The organism is Pseudomonas sp. NPDC089395 (assembly GCF_044749525.1).
In the GTDB taxonomy this organism is placed as follows: Bacteria; Pseudomonadota; Gammaproteobacteria; order Pseudomonadales; family Pseudomonadaceae; genus Aquipseudomonas.
The window spans coordinates 92,738-110,184 of the sequence record NZ_JBIVID010000011.1; the positions used below are offsets into that span (position 1 = coordinate 92,738).

Below are 17,447 nucleotides of genomic sequence, written 5' to 3' on the forward strand. Positions count from 1 at the left end.
CTTGTCCCGCGAAAGCAGGCACCGTGGTGCCTGGCACGGGCTGCGCCCGTGTTCGCGGGGCAAGCCCGCTCCCACAGAGTTCGCTGCTGATCGTTAAGCTCAGCAGCCGCACAGGGCGCTGTCGATCACCTTGCGCAACTCCAGTGGGTGGTCCACCACCACGTCCGCGCCCCAGTTGTTCGGGTTGTCTTCTGGATGAATATAGCCATAGCGCACCGCTGCCGTGCGGGTGCCGGCATCGCGACCGGACTCGATGTCGCGCAGGTCGTCGCCGACGAACAGGACGCTGGCCGGGTCCAGGTTCAAGGTCTTGCAGGCCAGGATCAGGGGCTCGGGATCGGGCTTGCTGTTCTTCACGTGGTCCGGGCAGATCAGCAGGGCCGAACGCTCGGCCAGGCCTAGGCGCTGCATGATCGGCTCGGCGAAACGTACCGGCTTGTTGGTCACCACGCCCCACAGCAGGTTGCCTTTCTCGATGTCGGCCAGCAGTTCGCCCATGCCGTCGAACAGTTTGCTGTGTACCGCGCAGTCACGCTGGTAACGCTCGAGGAACTCCAGGCGCAGCGGCTCGAAGCCGTCGTCGTCAGGGTTCATGGCGAAAGTCGCGGCGACCATCGCGCGGGCGCCGCCCGAGATCACGTCCCGGATGAGCTTGTCGTCGATGGCCGGCAGGCCGCGCTCGGCCAGCATGGCCTGGCAGATGGCAATGAAGTCCGGCGCCGTGTCGAGCAGGGTGCCGTCCATGTCGAAGAGTACTGCTCGCAAACGCATGCTCATTCCTCGCGCAGGGTCTGGATCATGTAGTTGACGTCGACGTCGCTGCTGAGCTTGTAGTGCTTGGTCAGCGGGTTGTAGGTCAGGCCGATGATGTCCTTGACTTCAAGGCCGGCAACGCGGCTCCAGGCGCCCAGCTCGGAGGGGCGGATGAATTTCTTGAAGTCATGGGTGCCGCGCGGCAGCATCTTGAGGATGTATTCGGCGCCGACGATGGCCAACAGGTAAGCCTTGGGGTTGCGGTTGATGGTCGAGAAGAACACCTGGCCGCCGGGCTTGACCATGCGGTAGCAGGCGCGGATCACCGAAGAGGGGTCGGGTACGTGCTCGAGCATCTCCAGGCAGGTGACCACATCGAACTGCTCGGGCATTTCTTCGGCCAGGGCCTCGGCAGTGATCTGCCGGTATTCGACTTGCACGCCCGATTCCAGCTGGTGCAGCTGAGCCACGGCCAGCGGTGCCTCGCCCATGTCGATGCCGGTGACGGTGGCGCCGCGCAGGGCCATGGCTTCGCTCAGGATGCCGCCGCCGCAGCCCACGTCCAGTACCTTCTTGCCGGCCAGGGCGACGCGCTCGTCGATCCAGTTGACGCGCAGCGGGTTGATGTCGTGCAGCGGCTTGAACTCGCTCTCGCGGTCCCACCAGCGGTGCGCCAAGGCTTCGAACTTGGCGATTTCGGCGTGGTCGACGTTGCTCATTGAACAATCCTCTGAAACTTCTACGAATTGCGGCGGAGTATACCCGAGCGCCCAGGCCCCAGGGTCGCTATAATCGACCGCTTTTGATATCCGAACGACGGGGAGAGGCGATGCGCGAGCGACTTTTGGCGGCGGAGAAGGTGACCGGGATTCGCTGGCAGCACGGCGTCCTGCACCTGCTCGACCAGCGCCTGCTGCCGTCGGAGGAGCGCTGGCTGGCCTGCGACAATGTCGCGCAGGTGGTCGCGGCGATCCGCGACATGGCCGTGCGCGGTGCCGCGGCCATTGGCATCGCGGCTGCGTATGGCCTGGTTCTGGCACTGGAAGAGCGCCTGGCCGAGGGCGGCGACTGGGAGCTGGACCTGGAAGAGGACTTCCTCGACCTGGCCGAGGCACGGCCTACCGCAGCCAACCTGTTCTGGGCGCTCAACCGTATGCGCGAGCGCCTGCAGCGATTGCGCCCCGAGGAAGATGTGCTGGCGGCCCTGGAGGCTGAGGCGATCGCCATCCACGAAAGCGATCGCGAGGCCAACCTGACCATGGCTGAACTCGGTATCGGGCTGATTCGCCGCCATCAGGGCAACGAGCAGACCCTGCTGACCTATGGCAATGCCGGTGCGCTGGCCAGTGGTGGCTTCGGCACGGCGTTGGGGGTGATTCGCGCGGGCTTTCTTGAAGGTATGGTCGAGCGCGTCTACGCCGGGGAAACCCGACCTTGGCTGCAGGGGTCGCGCCTGACGGCATGGGAGTTGGCCAACGAGGGCATTCCGGTGACCTTGTGCGCCGACTCGGCCCTGGCCCACCTGATGAAAAGCAAGGGCATCACCTGGGTGGTGGTCGGCGCCGATTGCATTGCCGCCAACGGTGACATTGCCGGCAAGATCGGTACCTATCAGTTGGCGGTCAGCGCCATGCACCACGGTGTGCGCTTCATGGTGGTGGCGCCGAGCACCAGCATCGACCTGAACCTGGCCACTGGCGAGGACATTCCGCTGGAAGAGCGCGATGCTGATGAATTGCTCGATTATGCCGGCAACCGCGTGGCGCCGCAGGTCGAGGTCTTCAACCCGGTGTTCGACGTGACCCCGGCCGATTTGATCGACGTGATTGTGACCGAGCGCGGCATCGTCGAGCGGCCGGATGCGGTCAAGCTTGCCCAGTTGGTGTGTCGCAAGCGTTTGCACTAGCAGGTCTGGCCCTATCGCCGGCAAGGTCGACGGTGAACCCTGTGGGAGCCGGCTTGCCGGCGATAGGGCCAGTGCGAACACCCTCATATTCATTGCCCAGCGGCAACCCGCCAGATCTCCCCACCGCCACTGCCTTTGTGATAACATCCGGCAGTTTCCAAGACCGCCCATCACGGCGGCCAATTTTGCGCAGATCCATGGCACAACTCATTGATTTGTCGTAAGTCGTCGCACCCTTAAGCGCTGCGGCGGCGAGCTTCGTTCGGCCCTTGATGGAGCTGCGAAGTTTCACCAGAAAAAGGAATCAGGCTTCTCATGGGCGAACTGGCCAAAGAAATCCTCCCGGTCAATATCGAAGACGAACTGAGACAGTCTTACCTCGACTACGCGATGAGCGTGATTGTCGGGCGAGCGCTGCCCGATGCACGTGACGGCTTGAAGCCCGTGCATCGTCGCGTTCTCTATGCGATGAGCGAACTGGGCAACGACTGGAACAAGCCGTACAAGAAATCCGCCCGTGTGGTCGGTGACGTGATCGGTAAGTACCACCCGCACGGCGACACTGCGGTCTACGACACCATCGTGCGTATGGCCCAGCCTTTCTCGCTGCGTTACCTGCTGGTCGACGGCCAGGGCAACTTCGGCTCGGTCGACGGCGACAACGCCGCAGCCATGCGATACACCGAAGTGCGCATGGCCAAGCTGGCCCACGAGCTGCTGGCCGACCTGCACAAGGAAACCGTCGACTGGGTACCCAACTACGACGGCACCGAGCAGATTCCAGCGGTCATGCCGACCCGTATCCCCAACCTGCTGGTCAACGGTTCCAGCGGTATCGCCGTGGGCATGGCGACCAACATCCCGCCGCATAACCTCGGCGAGGTCATCGACGGCTGCCTGGCGCTGATCGACAACCCGGAAGTCACCATCGATGAGCTGATGCAGTTCATCCCCGGCCCTGACTTCCCGACTGCCGGTATCATCAACGGCCGCCAGGGCATCATCGAGGCGTACCGCACCGGCCGTGGCCGCATCTATATGCGTGCGCGCTCCGAGGTCGAAGACATCGACAAGGTCGGTGGCCGCCAGCAGATCGTCGTCACCGAGCTGCCGTACCAGCTGAACAAGGCGCGTCTGATCGAGAAGATCGCCGAGCTGGTCAAAGAGAAGAAGATCGAAGGCATCACCGAGCTGCGCGACGAGTCCGACAAGGACGGCATGCGTATCGTCATCGAGCTGCGTCGCGGCGAGGTGCCGGAGGTGGTGCTCAACAACCTCTACCAGCAGACCCAGCTGCAGAGCGTGTTCGGCATCAACGTCGTGGCACTGATCGATGGTCGTCCGCGCCTGCTCAACCTCAAGGACCTGCTTGAAGCGTTCGTCCGTCACCGTCGCGAAGTGGTGACCCGTCGTACCGTGTTCGAGCTGCGCAAGGCCCGCGAGCGCGGCCACATTCTTGAAGGCCAGGCGGTTGCGCTGTCCAACATCGACCCGGTCATCGCCCTGATCAAGGCCTCGCCGACGCCGTCGGAAGCCAAGGAAGCGTTGATTTCCACTGCCTGGGAGTCCAGTGCCGTGCAGGTCATGGTCGAGCGCGCCGGTGCCGATTCCTGCCGTCCGGAAGACCTGCCTGAGCAATTCGGCCTGCGTGACGGCAAGTATTACCTGTCGCCGGAACAGGCCCAGGCGATCCTCGACCTGCGCCTGCATCGCCTGACCGGCCTGGAGCACGAAAAGCTGCTGGCCGAGTACCAGGAGATTCTCGAGCAGATCGGCGAACTGATCCGCATCCTCAGCAGCGCCGAGCGCCTGATGGAAGTGATCCGCGAAGAGCTCGAAGCGATCCGTGCCGAATACGGCGATGCCCGCCGCACCGAAATTCTCAACGCCAGCCACGACCTCAACTACGGCGACATGATCCCGGAAGAAGAGCGTGTAGTGACGATCTCCCACGGTGGCTATGCCAAGACCCAGCCGTTGTCCGCCTACCAGGCCCAGCGCCGTGGCGGTAAAGGCAAGTCGGCGACCGGCGTGAAGGACGAGGACTACATCGAGCACCTGCTGGTCGCCAACAGCCACGCCACCCTGTTGCTGTTCTCCAGCAAGGGCAAGGTGTACTGGAAGAAGACCTACGAGATTCCCGAGGCTTCCCGCGCCGCGCGTGGCCGCCCGCTGGTCAACCTGCTGCCGCTGGAGGAGGGTGAGCGTATCACCGCCATGCTGCAGATCGACCTCGAGGCCCTGCAGCAGAGCGCCGATCCGGATGAAGAGCTGGAAGACGGCGACGAGGGCGTGATCGAAGGGGAAGTGGTAGAAGTCGAAGAAGTCGACGAAGAAGACGGCGACACCCTTGAGTGGGTGGCGGAACCGACTGGCGCGTACATCTTCATGGCCACCGCTTCCGGTACTGTCAAAAAGACCCCGCTGGTGCAGTTCGCCCGTCCTCGCTCCAACGGCCTGATCGCCCTGAAGCTGAAAGAAGGCGACACCCTGATTGCTGCGGCGATCACCGATGGTGCCAAGGAAGTCATGATGTTCTCCGACGCCGGCAAGGTGATCCGCTTCGCCGAGAGCGTGGTCCGCGAAATGGGCCGTACCGCCCGTGGCGTGCGTGGCATGAGGCTGGGCAAGGGGCAGCGGATCATCTCCATGCTGATTCCCGAGTCCGGCGCGCAGATCCTTACCGCTTCCGAGCGTGGTTTCGGCAAGCGCACGCCGCTGTCGAAGTTCCCGCGCCGCGGGCGTGGTGGCCAGGGCGTGATCGCCATGGGTACCAAGGGCCGCAACGGGTTGCTGATCGGCGCCATCCAGGTGCAGGAAGGGGAAGAGATCATGCTCATCTCCGACCAGGGTACCTTGGTGCGCACGCGGGTTGGCGAGGTGTCCAGCCTGGGTCGTAACACCCAGGGCGTGACGCTGATCAAGCTGGCCAACGACGAGACACTGGTGGGCCTTGAGCGTATCCAGGAGCCGTCGGAGGACGAACTCGATGAACTGATCGAGGCGGACGCGGAAGACGTCGAGGCCAATGCGGCGGACGATGAAAATGCGGGCGCCGAAGAGGCACCCCAAGAGTAAGTAAGCGCAACAACCCGAGCGGGGCGACCAAGGTCGCCCCGTTTGACTGATTAGAGACGTCAATGGGGCCGCTTTGCGGCCCATCGCTGGCAAGCCGGCTCCCACAGGTACAGCGCGAGCCTTGAATGTTGCGCGATCCCTGTGGGAGCTGGCTTGCCAGCGATGGGCTGCGAAGCAGCCCCAATGCAGGCGACATCGAATTACGATTTTGTTCTATTTGGCAGAGCGAGAGTGGATGTGAGCAAACGAGCCTTTAACTTCTGCGCAGGCCCTGCCGCGCTTCCTGACGCCGTACTGCAGCGTGCCCAGGCCGAAATGCTGGATTGGCGCGGCAAGGGCTTGTCGGTGATGGAAATGAGCCATCGCAGCGACGACTACGTGGCCATCGCCGAGAAGGCCGAGCAGGACCTGCGTGACCTGCTGTCCGTCCCCTCGAACTACAAGGTGCTGTTCCTTCAGGGCGGCGCCAGCCAGCAGTTCGCCGAGATTCCACTGAACCTGCTGCCGGAAAACGGCACCGCGGACTACATCGAGACCGGCATCTGGTCGAAGAAGGCCATCGAGGAAGCGCGCCGCTTCGGCAATATCAACGTCGCCGCCAGCGCCAAGCCCTACGATTACCTGGCCATCCCAGGTCAGAACGAGTGGAAGCTGACCCAGAACGCCGCTTACGTTCACTATGCGTCCAACGAAACCATCGGTGGCCTGCAGTTCGACTGGGTGCCCGAGACCGGTGACGTGCCGCTGGTGGTCGACATGTCGTCCGACATCCTCTCCCGCCCGATCGATGTGTCCCAGTACGGCCTGATCTACGCCGGCGCGCAGAAGAACATCGGTCCGAGCGGCCTGGTGGTGGTGATCGTGCGCGAAGACCTGCTGGGCCATGCCCGCAGCAGCTGCCCGACCATGCTCGACTACAAGGTCTCGGCCGACAACGGTTCCATGTACAACACCCCGGCGACCTATTCCTGGTACCTCTCGGGCCTGGTCTTCGAGTGGCTCAAGGAACAGGGCGGTGTCGAGGCCATGGAGCAGCGCAACCGCGCTAAGAAGGACCGTCTGTACGGCTTCATCGACGCCAGCGAGTTCTACACCAACCCGATCAGCCACAATGCCCGTTCGTGGATGAACGTGCCGTTCCGCCTGGCTGACGAGCGCCTGGACAAAGCCTTCCTGGCCGGCGCCGATGCCCGTGGCCTGCTCAACCTCAAAGGCCACCGTTCGGTGGGCGGCATGCGCGCGTCCATCTACAACGCCCTGGGCCTGGAGGCGGTAGAAGCCCTGGTGGCCTACATGACCGAATTCGAGAAGGAGCACGGCTGATGTCCGATCAGGAGTTGAAGGCGCTGCGTGTACGCATCGACAGCCTCGACGAGAAGATCCTGGAGCTGATCAGCGAGCGCGCCCGCTGCGCCCAGGAAGTGGCCCGGGTCAAGACCGCTTCGCTGGCCGAAGGCGAAAAGCCGGTGTTCTACCGCCCCGAGCGTGAGGCGGCGGTGCTCAAGCGCGTCATGGAGCGCAACAAGGGCCCGCTGGACAACGAAGAGATGGCGCGGCTGTTCCGCGAAATCATGTCGTCCTGCCTAGCCCTGGAAGAGCCGCTGAAAATCGCCTACCTCGGCCCCGAGGGCACCTTCACCCAGGCGGCGGCGATGAAGCACTTCGGCCATGCCGTGATCAGCCGTCCGATGGCGGCCATCGACGAAGTGTTCCGCGAAGTGGCGGCCGGTGCCGTCAACTTCGGCGTGGTGCCGGTGGAGAACTCCACCGAAGGCGCGGTCAGCCACACCCTGGACAGCTTCCTCGAGCACGACATGGTGATCTGCGGCGAAGTGGAGCTGCGCATCCACCATCACCTGCTGGTGGGCGAGAACACCAAGACCGATAGCATCACCCGCATCTACTCCCATGCCCAGTCCCTGGCCCAGTGCCGCAAGTGGCTGGACGCCCATTACCCGAATGTCGAGCGGGTGGCGGTGTCGAGCAATGCCGAGGCGGCCAAGCGGGTCAAGGGCGAATGGAACTCGGCGGCGATCGCCGGTGACATGGCAGCCAACCTGTATGGCCTGACCCGCCTGGCCGAGAAGATCGAAGACCGCCCGGACAACTCCACGCGCTTTCTGATGATCGGTAGCCAGGAAGTGCCGCCGACCGGCGACGACAAGACGTCGATCATCGTTTCGATGAGCAATAAGCCGGGTGCCTTGCATGAACTGCTGGTGCCGTTCCACGAGAACGGCATCGACCTGACTCGTATCGAGACCCGTCCATCGCGCAGTGGCAAGTGGACCTACGTGTTCTTCATCGACTTCGTCGGCCATCACCGCGACCCGCTGATCAAGGCGGTGCTGGAGCAGATCAGCCAAGAGGCTGTGGCGCTGAAGGTGCTGGGGTCGTATCCGAAGGCGGTGCTTTGATTTGAGGCTGTCGGGGCCGCTTCGCGCCCCATCGCGGCACAAGGCCGCTCCTACAGGAGTGCGCGGTACCTGTAGGAGCGGCCTTGTGTCGCGATGGGCTGCAAAGCAGCCCCAATGGGTCTCACACACTGTCTTGATTTCTGAACAGGGTTCGAACCAGTGGTAAATGCAGCAAAAACTAAACCCGCACCGATCATCGACCGCCTGGTCGTCGTCGGCCTTGGCCTGATCGGCGGCTCATTCGCCAAAGGCCTGCGCGAAAGCGGCCTGTGCCGCGAAGTGGTCGGTGTCGACCTGGACGCCCCCTCGCGCAAGCAGGCCGTGGCGCTGGGCGTGGTCGATCGCTGCGAAGAAGACCTCGCAGCTGCCTGCATCGATGCCGACGTCATTCAGCTCGCTGTGCCGATCCTGGCCATGGAAAAAGTCCTGGCCCGGCTGGCTCGCCTCGACCTCGGCAACGCCGTGATTACTGACGTCGGCAGCGCCAAGGGCAACGTCGTGCGCGAGGCGCGTGCCGTGTTCGGTCAGCGTCTGCCGCGTTTCGTCCCTGGTCACCCGATCGCCGGTTCCGAGCAGAGCGGGGTAGAGGCCTCCAACGCCACCCTGTTCCGCCGCCACAAAGTCATCCTGACGCCGCTTTCGGAAACCGACCCGGCCGCCCTGGCCTTGGTTGACCGTCTGTGGCGCGCGCTGGGCGCCGATGTCGAGCACATGCCGGTGGAGCGTCACGACGAAGTGCTCGCTGCGACCAGCCACCTGCCGCACCTGCTGGCCTTCGGCCTGGTCGATTCGCTGGCCAAGCGCAATGAAAACCTCGAAATCTTCCGGTACGCTGCGGGAGGTTTCCGCGATTTCACGAGAATCGCCGGTAGCGATCCGACCATGTGGCACGACATCTTCCTCGCCAACCGCGAGGCGGTCCTGCGCACCCTTGATACATTTCGCAGCGATCTCGACGCCTTGCGCGACGCGGTCGATGCTGGGGACGGGCACCAGCTGCTGGGGGTATTTACCCGCGCACGCGTTGCCCGCGAGCATTTCAGTAAAATCCTGGCCCGCCGGGCCTATGTGGACGCTATGAACGCCAACGATCTGATTTTCCTGGCCCAACCCGGTGGCCGCCTGTCCGGGCGAATCCGCGTACCGGGCGACAAGTCGATTTCCCACCGCTCGATCATGCTCGGCTCGCTGGCCGAGGGCACGACCGAAGTCGAAGGCTTCCTCGAGGGTGAGGACGCCCTGGCGACCCTGCAAGCGTTCCGTGACATGGGGGTGGTCATCGAAGGCCCCAACCACGGTCGCGTAACCATCCATGGTGTTGGCTTGCATGGCCTCAAGCCGCCACCCGGGCCGATCTACGTGGGTAACTCCGGAACGTCGATGCGCCTGCTCTCGGGCCTGCTGGCCGGTCAGCCGTTCGATGTCACCATGACCGGTGACGCGTCGCTGTCCAAGCGCCCGATGAACCGTGTGGCCAATCCGCTGCGCGAAATGGGTGCGGTGGTCGAAACCGGTCCGGATGGCCGCCCGCCGCTGACCATTCGTGGTGGCCACAAGCTCAAGGCATTGACCTACACGCTGCCGATGGCCAGTGCTCAGGTCAAATCCTGCCTGCTGCTGGCCGGTCTGTACGCCGAAGGCAAGACCACGGTCACCGAGCCTGCGCCTACCCGTGACCACACCGAGCGCATGCTGCGTGGCTTCGGCTATTCGGTCGAGACCAATGGCCCGGTCGCTTCGCTGCAGTCGGGTGGCAAGCTCACCGCGACCCGCATCGAAGTACCTGCGGACATTTCCTCCGCGGCCTTCTTCCTGGTTGCTGCGTCCATTGCCGAGGGCTCCGAGCTGGTGCTCGAACACGTTGGCATCAACCCGACCCGTACCGGCGTCATTGATATCCTTCGCCTGATGGGCGGCGACATCACCCTGGAAAACCAGCGTGAAGTCGGCGGCGAGCCAGTGGCCGATCTGCGCGTGCGCGGGGCGAAGCTCAAGGGTATCGACATCCCTGAGCACCTGGTGCCACTGGCCATCGACGAGTTCCCGGTGCTGTTCGTGGCCGCTGCCTGCGCTGAAGGGCGTACCGTGCTGCGCGGCGCCGAGGAGCTGCGGGTCAAGGAATCCGACCGCATCCAGGTCATGGCCGATGGCCTGATCACCCTGGGCATCAAGTGCGAGCCGACCCCGGATGGCATCATCATCGACGGCGGCCAGCTGGGCGGCGGTGAAGTGCACGGTCACGGTGACCACCGTATTGCCATGGCCTTCAGTGTTGCCTCGCTGCGTGCCAGTGCGCCGATCCGCATCCATGATTGCGCCAACGTCGCTACCTCGTTCCCGAACTTCCTCAAGCTGTGCGCCGAAGTCGGCATCCGCGTCGCCGAAGAGGGCAAGTCGTGAATTCGCAAGCACCGGTCATCACCATCGACGGCCCGAGCGGCTCGGGCAAGGGCACGATCGCAGGCATTCTGGCCCGCGAGCTGGGCTGGAAGCTGCTGGACTCCGGCGCGCTGTACCGTTTGCTGGCCTTCAATGCCAGCAATCACGGCGTCGATCTGACCAACGAAGAGCTGCTCAAGGCCTTGGCCGCCCATCTGGATGTGCAGTTCATTGCCGCCGAGCCGGGTAAGCTTCAGCAAATCATTCTTGAGGGTGAGGATGTCAGCAATGTCATCCGCACCGAGACAGTCGGTGCCGGTGCATCGAGGGTGGCCTCCCTGCCCGCGGTGCGCGAAGCGCTGCTGCAACGCCAGCGTGCCTTCCGCGAAGCACCGGGCTTGATTGCCGATGGTCGCGACATGGGCACCGTGGTGTTCCCGGACGCGCCACTGAAGGTCTTCCTGACCGCCAGTGCCGAGGAGCGTGCCCGCCGCCGCTACCTACAGTTGAAGGGCAAGGGTGAAGATGTTAGTCTGTCGAGTCTGCTAGATGAGATTCGTGCGCGCGATGAGCGTGACACCCAGCGTTCAGTGGCCCCGCTCAAACCAGCGGCCGATGCCATTCAGCTGGACTCAACCGAGTTGTCCATCGAGCAGGTGTTGCAACGTATCAGAAGCGAGCTCGCCCAGCGCGACTTGGTCTGATCGCCAGGAGAGCCGGCAGGGGCACCAGTCAACGTCCTGCCTGTTTTCCTTTACTTAACGAAACCCACATTGTCTGGAGTGTGGCTAGGGGCGTATGTTTCGCCCGAATCTACAGGAATTAAAATGAGCGAAAGCTTTGCAGAACTCTTTGAAGAAAGCCTGAAAACCCTCAATCTTCAGCCGGGTGCGATCATCTCCGGTATCGTTGTCGACATCGACGGCGACTGGGTTACCGTACACGCTGGCCTGAAGTCCGAGGGCGTCATCCCGCTCGAGCAGTTCTACAACGAAGCTGGCGAGCTGACCATCAAGGTCGGTGACGAAGTTCACGTTGCGCTGGACGCGGTCGAAGACGGCTTTGGCGAAACCAAACTGTCCCGTGAAAAAGCCAAGCGCGCCGAGTGCTGGATTGTTCTGGAAGCAGCTTTCGCCGCCGAAGAAGTGGTCAAGGGCGTTATCAACGGTAAGGTTAAGGGCGGCTTCACTGTCGACGTTAACGGCATCCGTGCGTTCCTGCCGGGCTCCCTGGTTGATGTCCGCCCTGTGCGCGACACCACCCACCTGGAAGGCAAAGAGCTGGAATTCAAGGTCATCAAGCTGGACCAGAAGCGCAACAACGTTGTCGTTTCCCGTCGCAGCGTGCTGGAAGCCGAGAACAGCGCCGAGCGCGAAGCCCTGCTGGAAACCCTGCAGGAAGGCCAACAGGTCAAAGGTATCGTCAAGAACCTCACCGACTACGGCGCCTTCGTGGACCTGGGCGGCATCGACGGCCTGCTGCACATCACCGACATGGCCTGGAAGCGCATCAAGCACCCGTCGGAAATCGTCAACGTTGGTGACGAAGTCGACGTTCGCGTTCTGAAGTTCGACCGTGAGCGCAACCGCGTTTCGCTGGGTCTGAAGCAGATGGGCGAAGATCCGTGGGTAGCTATCACTTCGCGTTACCCAGAAGGTACTCGCGTACAGGCTCGCGTTACCAACCTGACCGACTACGGCTGCTTCGCTGAGCTGGAAGAAGGCGTTGAAGGTCTGGTACACGTTTCCGAAATGGACTGGACCAACAAGAACATCCACCCGTCGAAAGTCGTTCAGGTTGGCGACGAAGTGGAAGTCATGGTTCTGGACATCGACGAAGAGCGTCGTCGTATCTCCCTGGGCATCAAGCAGTGCAAGTCCAACCCATGGGAAGACTTCTCCGGCCAGTTCAACAAGGGTGACAAGATCACCGGTACCATCAAGTCGATCACCGACTTCGGTATCTTCATTGGTCTGGACGGCGGCATCGACGGCCTGGTTCACCTGTCCGACATCTCCTGGAACGAAACCGGCGAAGAAGCCGTACGTCGTTTCAAGAAGGGCGACGAGCTGGAAACCGTCATCCTGTCGGTCGACCCAGAGCGCGAGCGCATCTCCCTGGGCATCAAGCAGCTGGAAGACGATCCGTTCTCCAACTTCGTTGCTGTCAACGACAAGGGCGCTATCGTCAAGGGCATCGTGAAAGAAGTTGACGCCAAAGGCGCCATCGTCACCCTGGCCGACGACATCGAAGCCACTCTGAAAGCTTCCGAAATCAGCCGTGACCGCGTTGAAGACGCGCGTAACGTCCTGAAGGAAGGCGAAGAGATCGAAGCCAAGATCATCAGCGTTGACCGCAAGTCCCGCGTTATCAGCCTGTCGATCAAATCGAAAGACGACGCTGAAGAGCGCGAAGCTATCCAGAGCCTGAAAAACGCTCCGGAAGCTGCTGCCGACACCACCATGGCTGCGCTGCTGCGCGAAGCAATGGCCAAGCAGAACTGAGTTCTGTTTGATCGGTAAAAAAGGGTGGCCTTCGGGCCACCCTTTTTTTATGCCTGATTCTCCTTCGCGCCACCGTCGCCCCTTGTGGGAGCCGGCTTGCCGGCGATGGGCTGCCAGGCAGCCCTACGCTAGTTTCCCTGCACCCCGATCTTGAATTTTTTTATTAAGTCAAGATCCACCCTGTTCAAATCCCTCCCGGCGTGCTACAAACTGATTAAGCAATGATCTAGCTGCTTGATAACGAAGGGAAAAATATGACGAAGTCGGAGCTGATCGAACGTATTGTCACCCATCAGGGGCTGCTCTCGTCCAAGGACGTCGAGCTGGCCATCAAGACCATGCTTGAGCAGATGTCCCAATGCCTGGCCACCGGCGATCGCATCGAGATCCGTGGTTTTGGCAGCTTTTCCTTGCACTATCGCGCACCGCGGGTAGGGCGTAATCCCAAGACCGGCCAGTCGGTCGAGCTCGAAGGCAAATTCGTGCCGCATTTCAAGCCAGGCAAGGAATTGCGTGACCGCGTCAATGAAGACGAGCACGAGCACCCCTGAGCGATGAAGGAGCAGTCTGATGCGTAACCTCAAGCGCGCCCTGGCGGCGTTGTTCGTGCTGCTGTTGGCGGCTGTGGTGCTGTTCTTTGTGCTGGAGAACCAGCAGACCGTGTCGTTGGTGCTGTTTGGTTGGTCGGCGCCGGCGTTGCCCGTTGCTGTGCCGGTACTCGCTGCCTTGGTTGTGGGGTTGGCGGTTGGGCCGCTGCTGGGGGCTTACGGTGTGCAGCGCAGCAAGCGCAAGATTCGTGCCTCGGCGCGGCAGGCGGTATTGAGCAGTAACTAGAGATTATTTCCGCGGTATTGTAAGAAAGTCTCGTCTGTGCGCGCATGCGGCGACAATGGGTGAAGCGCTCTTCATTGTCGACTTGGCAGAATAGATTTTACTGTCGTTTCTCATCGGTACTGGTGCGCGCGGCGTAACCGGTTCCTGCCACCTGCTGCACCTGGGCGACGCATTCAGCTTGTTGATCGGCTGCGGGCTAGTGCGGCGCCCGGGGGCGGAGCATTCACCGATTGGCATTGCGATCGCCGGCATCTAGGCGCTGGTTGCCACTCACTTAAATCTCGACCATTTAGGCTGTATTCCGACATTGCTGGCAGCGGGCGATCGTGGCCCACCCTTTGCGGTGAGCCTTCTGCCAAGCTTCTCCCGCTGGTGCTTGAGGACGCCTACAAACTAGGTATCAGTTTTGATCCTGTGCAGTTTGAGCGCTACCTTTAGCTGCTGCAGCGACTAGTTGAAGCCTTGCCGTTCGAGCAATGGCGTTGAGTGGTGGGGTGGCTGCTCCATTCGCTTGCAGCGAACCGGCCATCTACTTCGCTCGGCCTGCGGGGAATGTGATATTCGTTATCCAAATATCGAGCCCAGTTCGCGGGTATTGTTTTCCGGAGATCTGGGTGCGCCCTGCAATCCTTAGCTACGCGTAGCTCAGTGGCTTGAGCGGGCGGACATTCTGGTGGAGAGCACCTGTGGTGATCGTCTGCAGCCGAATCGCAGCAATCGTCAGCTATCGAGCGCGTGCTAAATGATAGCGGCACCATCCTCATGCCGGCGTTCAGTCTGGGGCGTACAAAGGAGCTGCTGTACGAGATTGGAGATATTCTATATCGCAAGGCGCTGTTGAGCGGGCAGGTCGAGAAGAGGGGCGATGATGCGCTTGTCTTCGTCGGCCGGGGTCGCTTGCTGGTGAGCCTTGCCCCCCCCCTGGCTCAACGGGTCGCCAAGGCCTATCCCGCGCGGCACGATTACTGGAGTTGCGAGGTCAGGCAAAGGCAGGCAGGGGGTAGGGCGTCACTGGGGTTCTGTCAGCTGCTTTGCATCGAAACCCACGAGCAGCCCCAGCGATTGGTGAGCTACCTCAAGAGCACTGGACGGCAGGCAATTGTAATTGCGGTGAATGAAATGGAATGTGTTTGGGTGGGCGGATTGCCAACTACCTCAAGGCGATGCTCGGTGACTCGCGGCATGAAGTGATGTTCGTTGGATACCAGGTACATGGAACACCGGGCGCTGTGATCCAGGCGATTGCGGAGGTCGAAAGGCTTGTGCAGGTCGATCTCGATGGCTAGATGCATGAGGTCAAGGCAAAAGCGGTCACAAACGGCGGCTACTCTGAGCGCTGATCAGTTCGGGCTGTTGCAGTTCGTCGAAAGTATTCCCCGATGGCCGGAAAAAAATCATCCTGGCGCATGGGGCGAGCGTCGCTGTATCTGCGTTGGCCGCGGCATTGGAGCTACGTGCTGCGGCAGGAGTCGCTCATGGAGGATCGACATCGCTCGCTAATGTTCCTATTGTATGGAGCCCGATGAGTGATTTTCTGCTCTGACGAATGTTTTCGCTGGCACACTTCAATCTGTGCGGTATTGTGGGGGGGGGCTCTCCTTTTCTGTTTCCATGGGGCGGATGAGTGCGTCGGGAGCATTGGGTGCTCTGTGTGCTAGATAAAAACAAATGATAAGCCCAAGGAACATTGGATAGATGCGTAAAAGTCGTGGGTACATGGTGAGAGTCGAAACCTCTGGCTTTGCCAAGACAATGACAGGGGGGAGTGGGGGGCTGCTTCAAAGAGGGCTGGCCATGATGCCTCTTGTGTCAATGTCCTTCGCGATTCTGGGCGTGTCTCGCAAGCGCGGCATCAGCTGGAGGTGGCGATTTGCCTGCATGGCTGACCGACCAGTGAGATGTGAGATGCTGCCAGGCAATTGCCATCTAGCGCTGATCCGCATCAAGGATTTCGAGGTGCATGGAGCATGCATGCTTGAAGGTATCACCTCGCACCGAGAATATCTCGCTCGCGTCAGTGAATCGCTGCGGGGCGCGCCGTTCCTTCGGGTGGGCTTTGCGCGATGATTTACGCATCTCGATTACCGTCAATATCCATTTCCCCTCCTTGCGCTGCCCGTGGTTACCTAGCCACTCCTGGCGATGGCCTCTGTGATTTCCATTCTGGCCTATGTGCCATTAGGTCGGAGCGACGACGACCGAAGCAGGGGCTGTGGGTGCCGCTGTCAAGCCAGTCCGCCGGAACTAAGTTGAAATAAGATGTGATTGGCAATAAGGACAGCTTCGATGCAGTTCGAGCATGTAACGGTGTTGGAGGTAGAATCTACTGAGCTCGAATTGAAATCTAGGTTTGGGGATTAAATACAAGAATTGGTGAAGGGAAGAGAGCTGAAGATGTGTGCAAATCGAGCTATAGGTCTGCCTGATGATCAGGATGAGCTGACAGCATTTATTGTGGGGCTGTGGAATCAAAAAGCAACGATCATGATAGGTGCGGTGTTGGGGGGGGTGCTCGCCGCTGCCTATGCTTTTCTAAGCTCGCCTGTCTATCAGGCGACAATGATACTTATGCCACCTCCGAAGAATGGTATTGCCGAGCTAAACTTGGGGCGCATCAAGGATACCGAGCTAGCTGAATACAGTGTCAAGGATGTCTATGAGGTTTTTCAGCGGAATGTACAGGCCGAGTCACTGCGTCGTGATTTTTTCAGAAATGTCTACCTGCCTTCATTAGGTGAAGAGGCGCGCAATAGCTCTCTGGATGATCTGTATGCTCGCTATGTTAAGAAAATTATTATCAGTCCTGAGGGTAGAGGCCCTACCGAGCGAGTTACGGTAAGTGTACTCAATGGTAGTCCTCAAGGCGCAGTCGAATGGGCGAACGCCTTTGTCAGTAAGGCAGATGCTGCAGCAAAAAAAGAGCTGGTTGAAAACGTCAATCGCGAAGTAGATGTTCGGGCTCGAAACTTGGGGCAGCAAATAACGCTATTGCGTCAAAATGCGAAGGTCGCTAAGGAGGATCGTATTGTTCGCCTGAAAGAAGCGCTCGCGATTGCGCAGTCTGTAGGGTTGGAGAAGCCTCCTATGCTGGGCGGCAGGTTGTCTGAGGAAATTTCCACGGGGATGTCTGGCGACCTGACCTATATGAGGGGTACCCAGGCGCTGCAAGCTGAAATTAAAAATCTCGAAGGGCGTGAATATGATGATCCTTTTCTCGTGAGCTTGCGCGACTTGCAGATGAGATTCGAGACGTATAAGGGTATTTATGTGAACCCCGACAAGATATCCGTGTTTCAGCTTGACGGGGAGATTGAGCAGCCCGATAGACCTGTCAAGCCTCAAAAAGGATTGATTGTCGCCATCGGGTTGTTAGTGGGTGGGGCATTCGGGTTGCTGGTTGCGCTGTTAAGAAACATGAGCAGAAAAGTGTTCAAGAAGGCCTAGTTTGCCAGCAGAGGCTATTGAGTGAGTAACGGTGGGGGTGTGAACATTCTCACCGTTTTCGGTAGAAAGGATGCTGGCAAAGGTGCTGGGGCCACTGGCTTGCTGTTCGGGTCGGTGAATAAATAAAGCTGC

General features: G+C 60.8%; 12 protein-coding genes and 1 pseudogene. 11 read left to right on the plus strand and 2 right to left on the minus strand.

What is annotated here, in order from left to right; genetic code table 11:
- Positions 1–99 precede the first annotated feature (99 nt).
- Positions 100–771: an N-acetylmuramic acid 6-phosphate phosphatase MupP gene (mupP, locus tag ACIPZG_RS21850; RefSeq protein WP_008090372.1), complete on the minus strand. Its 672-nt coding sequence runs from the start codon at positions 769–771 to the stop codon at positions 100–102.
- Positions 772–773: 2 nt separating this feature from the next.
- A complete protein-coding gene (gene ubiG / locus ACIPZG_RS21855; RefSeq protein WP_008090370.1) occupies positions 774–1,472 on the minus strand; it encodes a bifunctional 2-polyprenyl-6-hydroxyphenol methylase/3-demethylubiquinol 3-O-methyltransferase UbiG in 699 nt (232 codons plus the stop codon).
- 110 nt (positions 1,473–1,582) lie between these two features.
- Here ubiG and mtnA point away from each other — a divergent pair, with 110 nt between their 5' ends.
- The 11 genes and pseudogenes from mtnA to ACIPZG_RS21910 all read left to right on the plus strand — a co-directional run bounded on the left by mtnA (position 1,583) and on the right by ACIPZG_RS21910 (position 17,315).
- Positions 1,583–2,659, plus strand: coding sequence for an S-methyl-5-thioribose-1-phosphate isomerase (mtnA, locus tag ACIPZG_RS21860; RefSeq protein WP_400716814.1), 1,077 nt, complete (start codon positions 1,583–1,585; stop codon positions 2,657–2,659).
- Positions 2,660–2,974: 315 nt separating this feature from the next.
- Positions 2,975–5,737 carry a DNA gyrase subunit A gene (gene gyrA / locus ACIPZG_RS21865; RefSeq protein ID WP_400716816.1) on the plus strand — a complete coding sequence of 921 codons (2,763 nt, stop codon included), beginning with the start codon at positions 2,975–2,977 and terminating at the stop codon, positions 5,735–5,737.
- A gap of 237 nt (positions 5,738–5,974) precedes the next feature.
- Positions 5,975–7,060: a 3-phosphoserine/phosphohydroxythreonine transaminase gene (gene serC, locus ACIPZG_RS21870; protein WP_043272844.1), complete on the plus strand. Its 1,086-nt coding sequence runs from the start codon at positions 5,975–5,977 to the stop codon at positions 7,058–7,060.
- Positions 7,060–8,154, plus strand: coding sequence for a prephenate dehydratase (pheA, locus tag ACIPZG_RS21875; protein ID WP_008090361.1), 1,095 nt, complete (start codon positions 7,060–7,062; stop codon positions 8,152–8,154). Before serC ends, pheA begins: the two co-directional genes overlap by 1 nt.
- A gap of 192 nt (positions 8,155–8,346) precedes the next feature.
- A complete protein-coding gene (locus tag ACIPZG_RS21880) occupies positions 8,347–10,554 on the plus strand; it encodes a bifunctional prephenate dehydrogenase/3-phosphoshikimate 1-carboxyvinyltransferase (RefSeq protein ID WP_400716971.1) in 2,208 nt (735 codons plus the stop codon).
- The gene (cmk, locus tag ACIPZG_RS21885; protein ID WP_008095152.1) at positions 10,551–11,237 is read left to right on the plus strand and encodes a (d)CMP kinase; all 687 of its coding nucleotides are present in this window, start codon (positions 10,551–10,553) and stop codon (positions 11,235–11,237) included. Before ACIPZG_RS21880 ends, cmk begins: the two co-directional genes overlap by 4 nt.
- Positions 11,238–11,360: 123 nt before the next feature.
- Complete coding sequence (gene rpsA / locus ACIPZG_RS21890) at positions 11,361–13,037, plus strand: 30S ribosomal protein S1 (protein ID WP_008095150.1); 1,677 nt, start codon at positions 11,361–11,363, stop codon at positions 13,035–13,037.
- A 254-nt stretch (positions 13,038–13,291) separates the two neighbouring features.
- Entirely contained in the window at positions 13,292–13,588 is a 297-nt protein-coding gene (gene ihfB / locus ACIPZG_RS21895) for an integration host factor subunit beta (RefSeq protein ID WP_008095149.1), read from the plus strand.
- 19 nt (positions 13,589–13,607) lie between these two features.
- Positions 13,608–13,871 carry a LapA family protein gene (locus tag ACIPZG_RS21900; protein WP_400716819.1) on the plus strand — a complete coding sequence of 88 codons (264 nt, stop codon included), beginning with the start codon at positions 13,608–13,610 and terminating at the stop codon, positions 13,869–13,871.
- A gap of 259 nt (positions 13,872–14,130) precedes the next feature.
- Positions 14,131–15,414, plus strand: a pseudogene (locus ACIPZG_RS21905) (MBL fold metallo-hydrolase).
- A gap of 851 nt (positions 15,415–16,265) precedes the next feature.
- Positions 16,266–17,315, plus strand: a complete 1,050-nt coding sequence (locus ACIPZG_RS21910; RefSeq protein WP_400716821.1) for an LPS O-antigen chain length determinant protein WzzB — start codon at positions 16,266–16,268, stop codon at positions 17,313–17,315.
- The last annotated feature ends 132 nt before the right edge of the window (positions 17,316–17,447 follow it).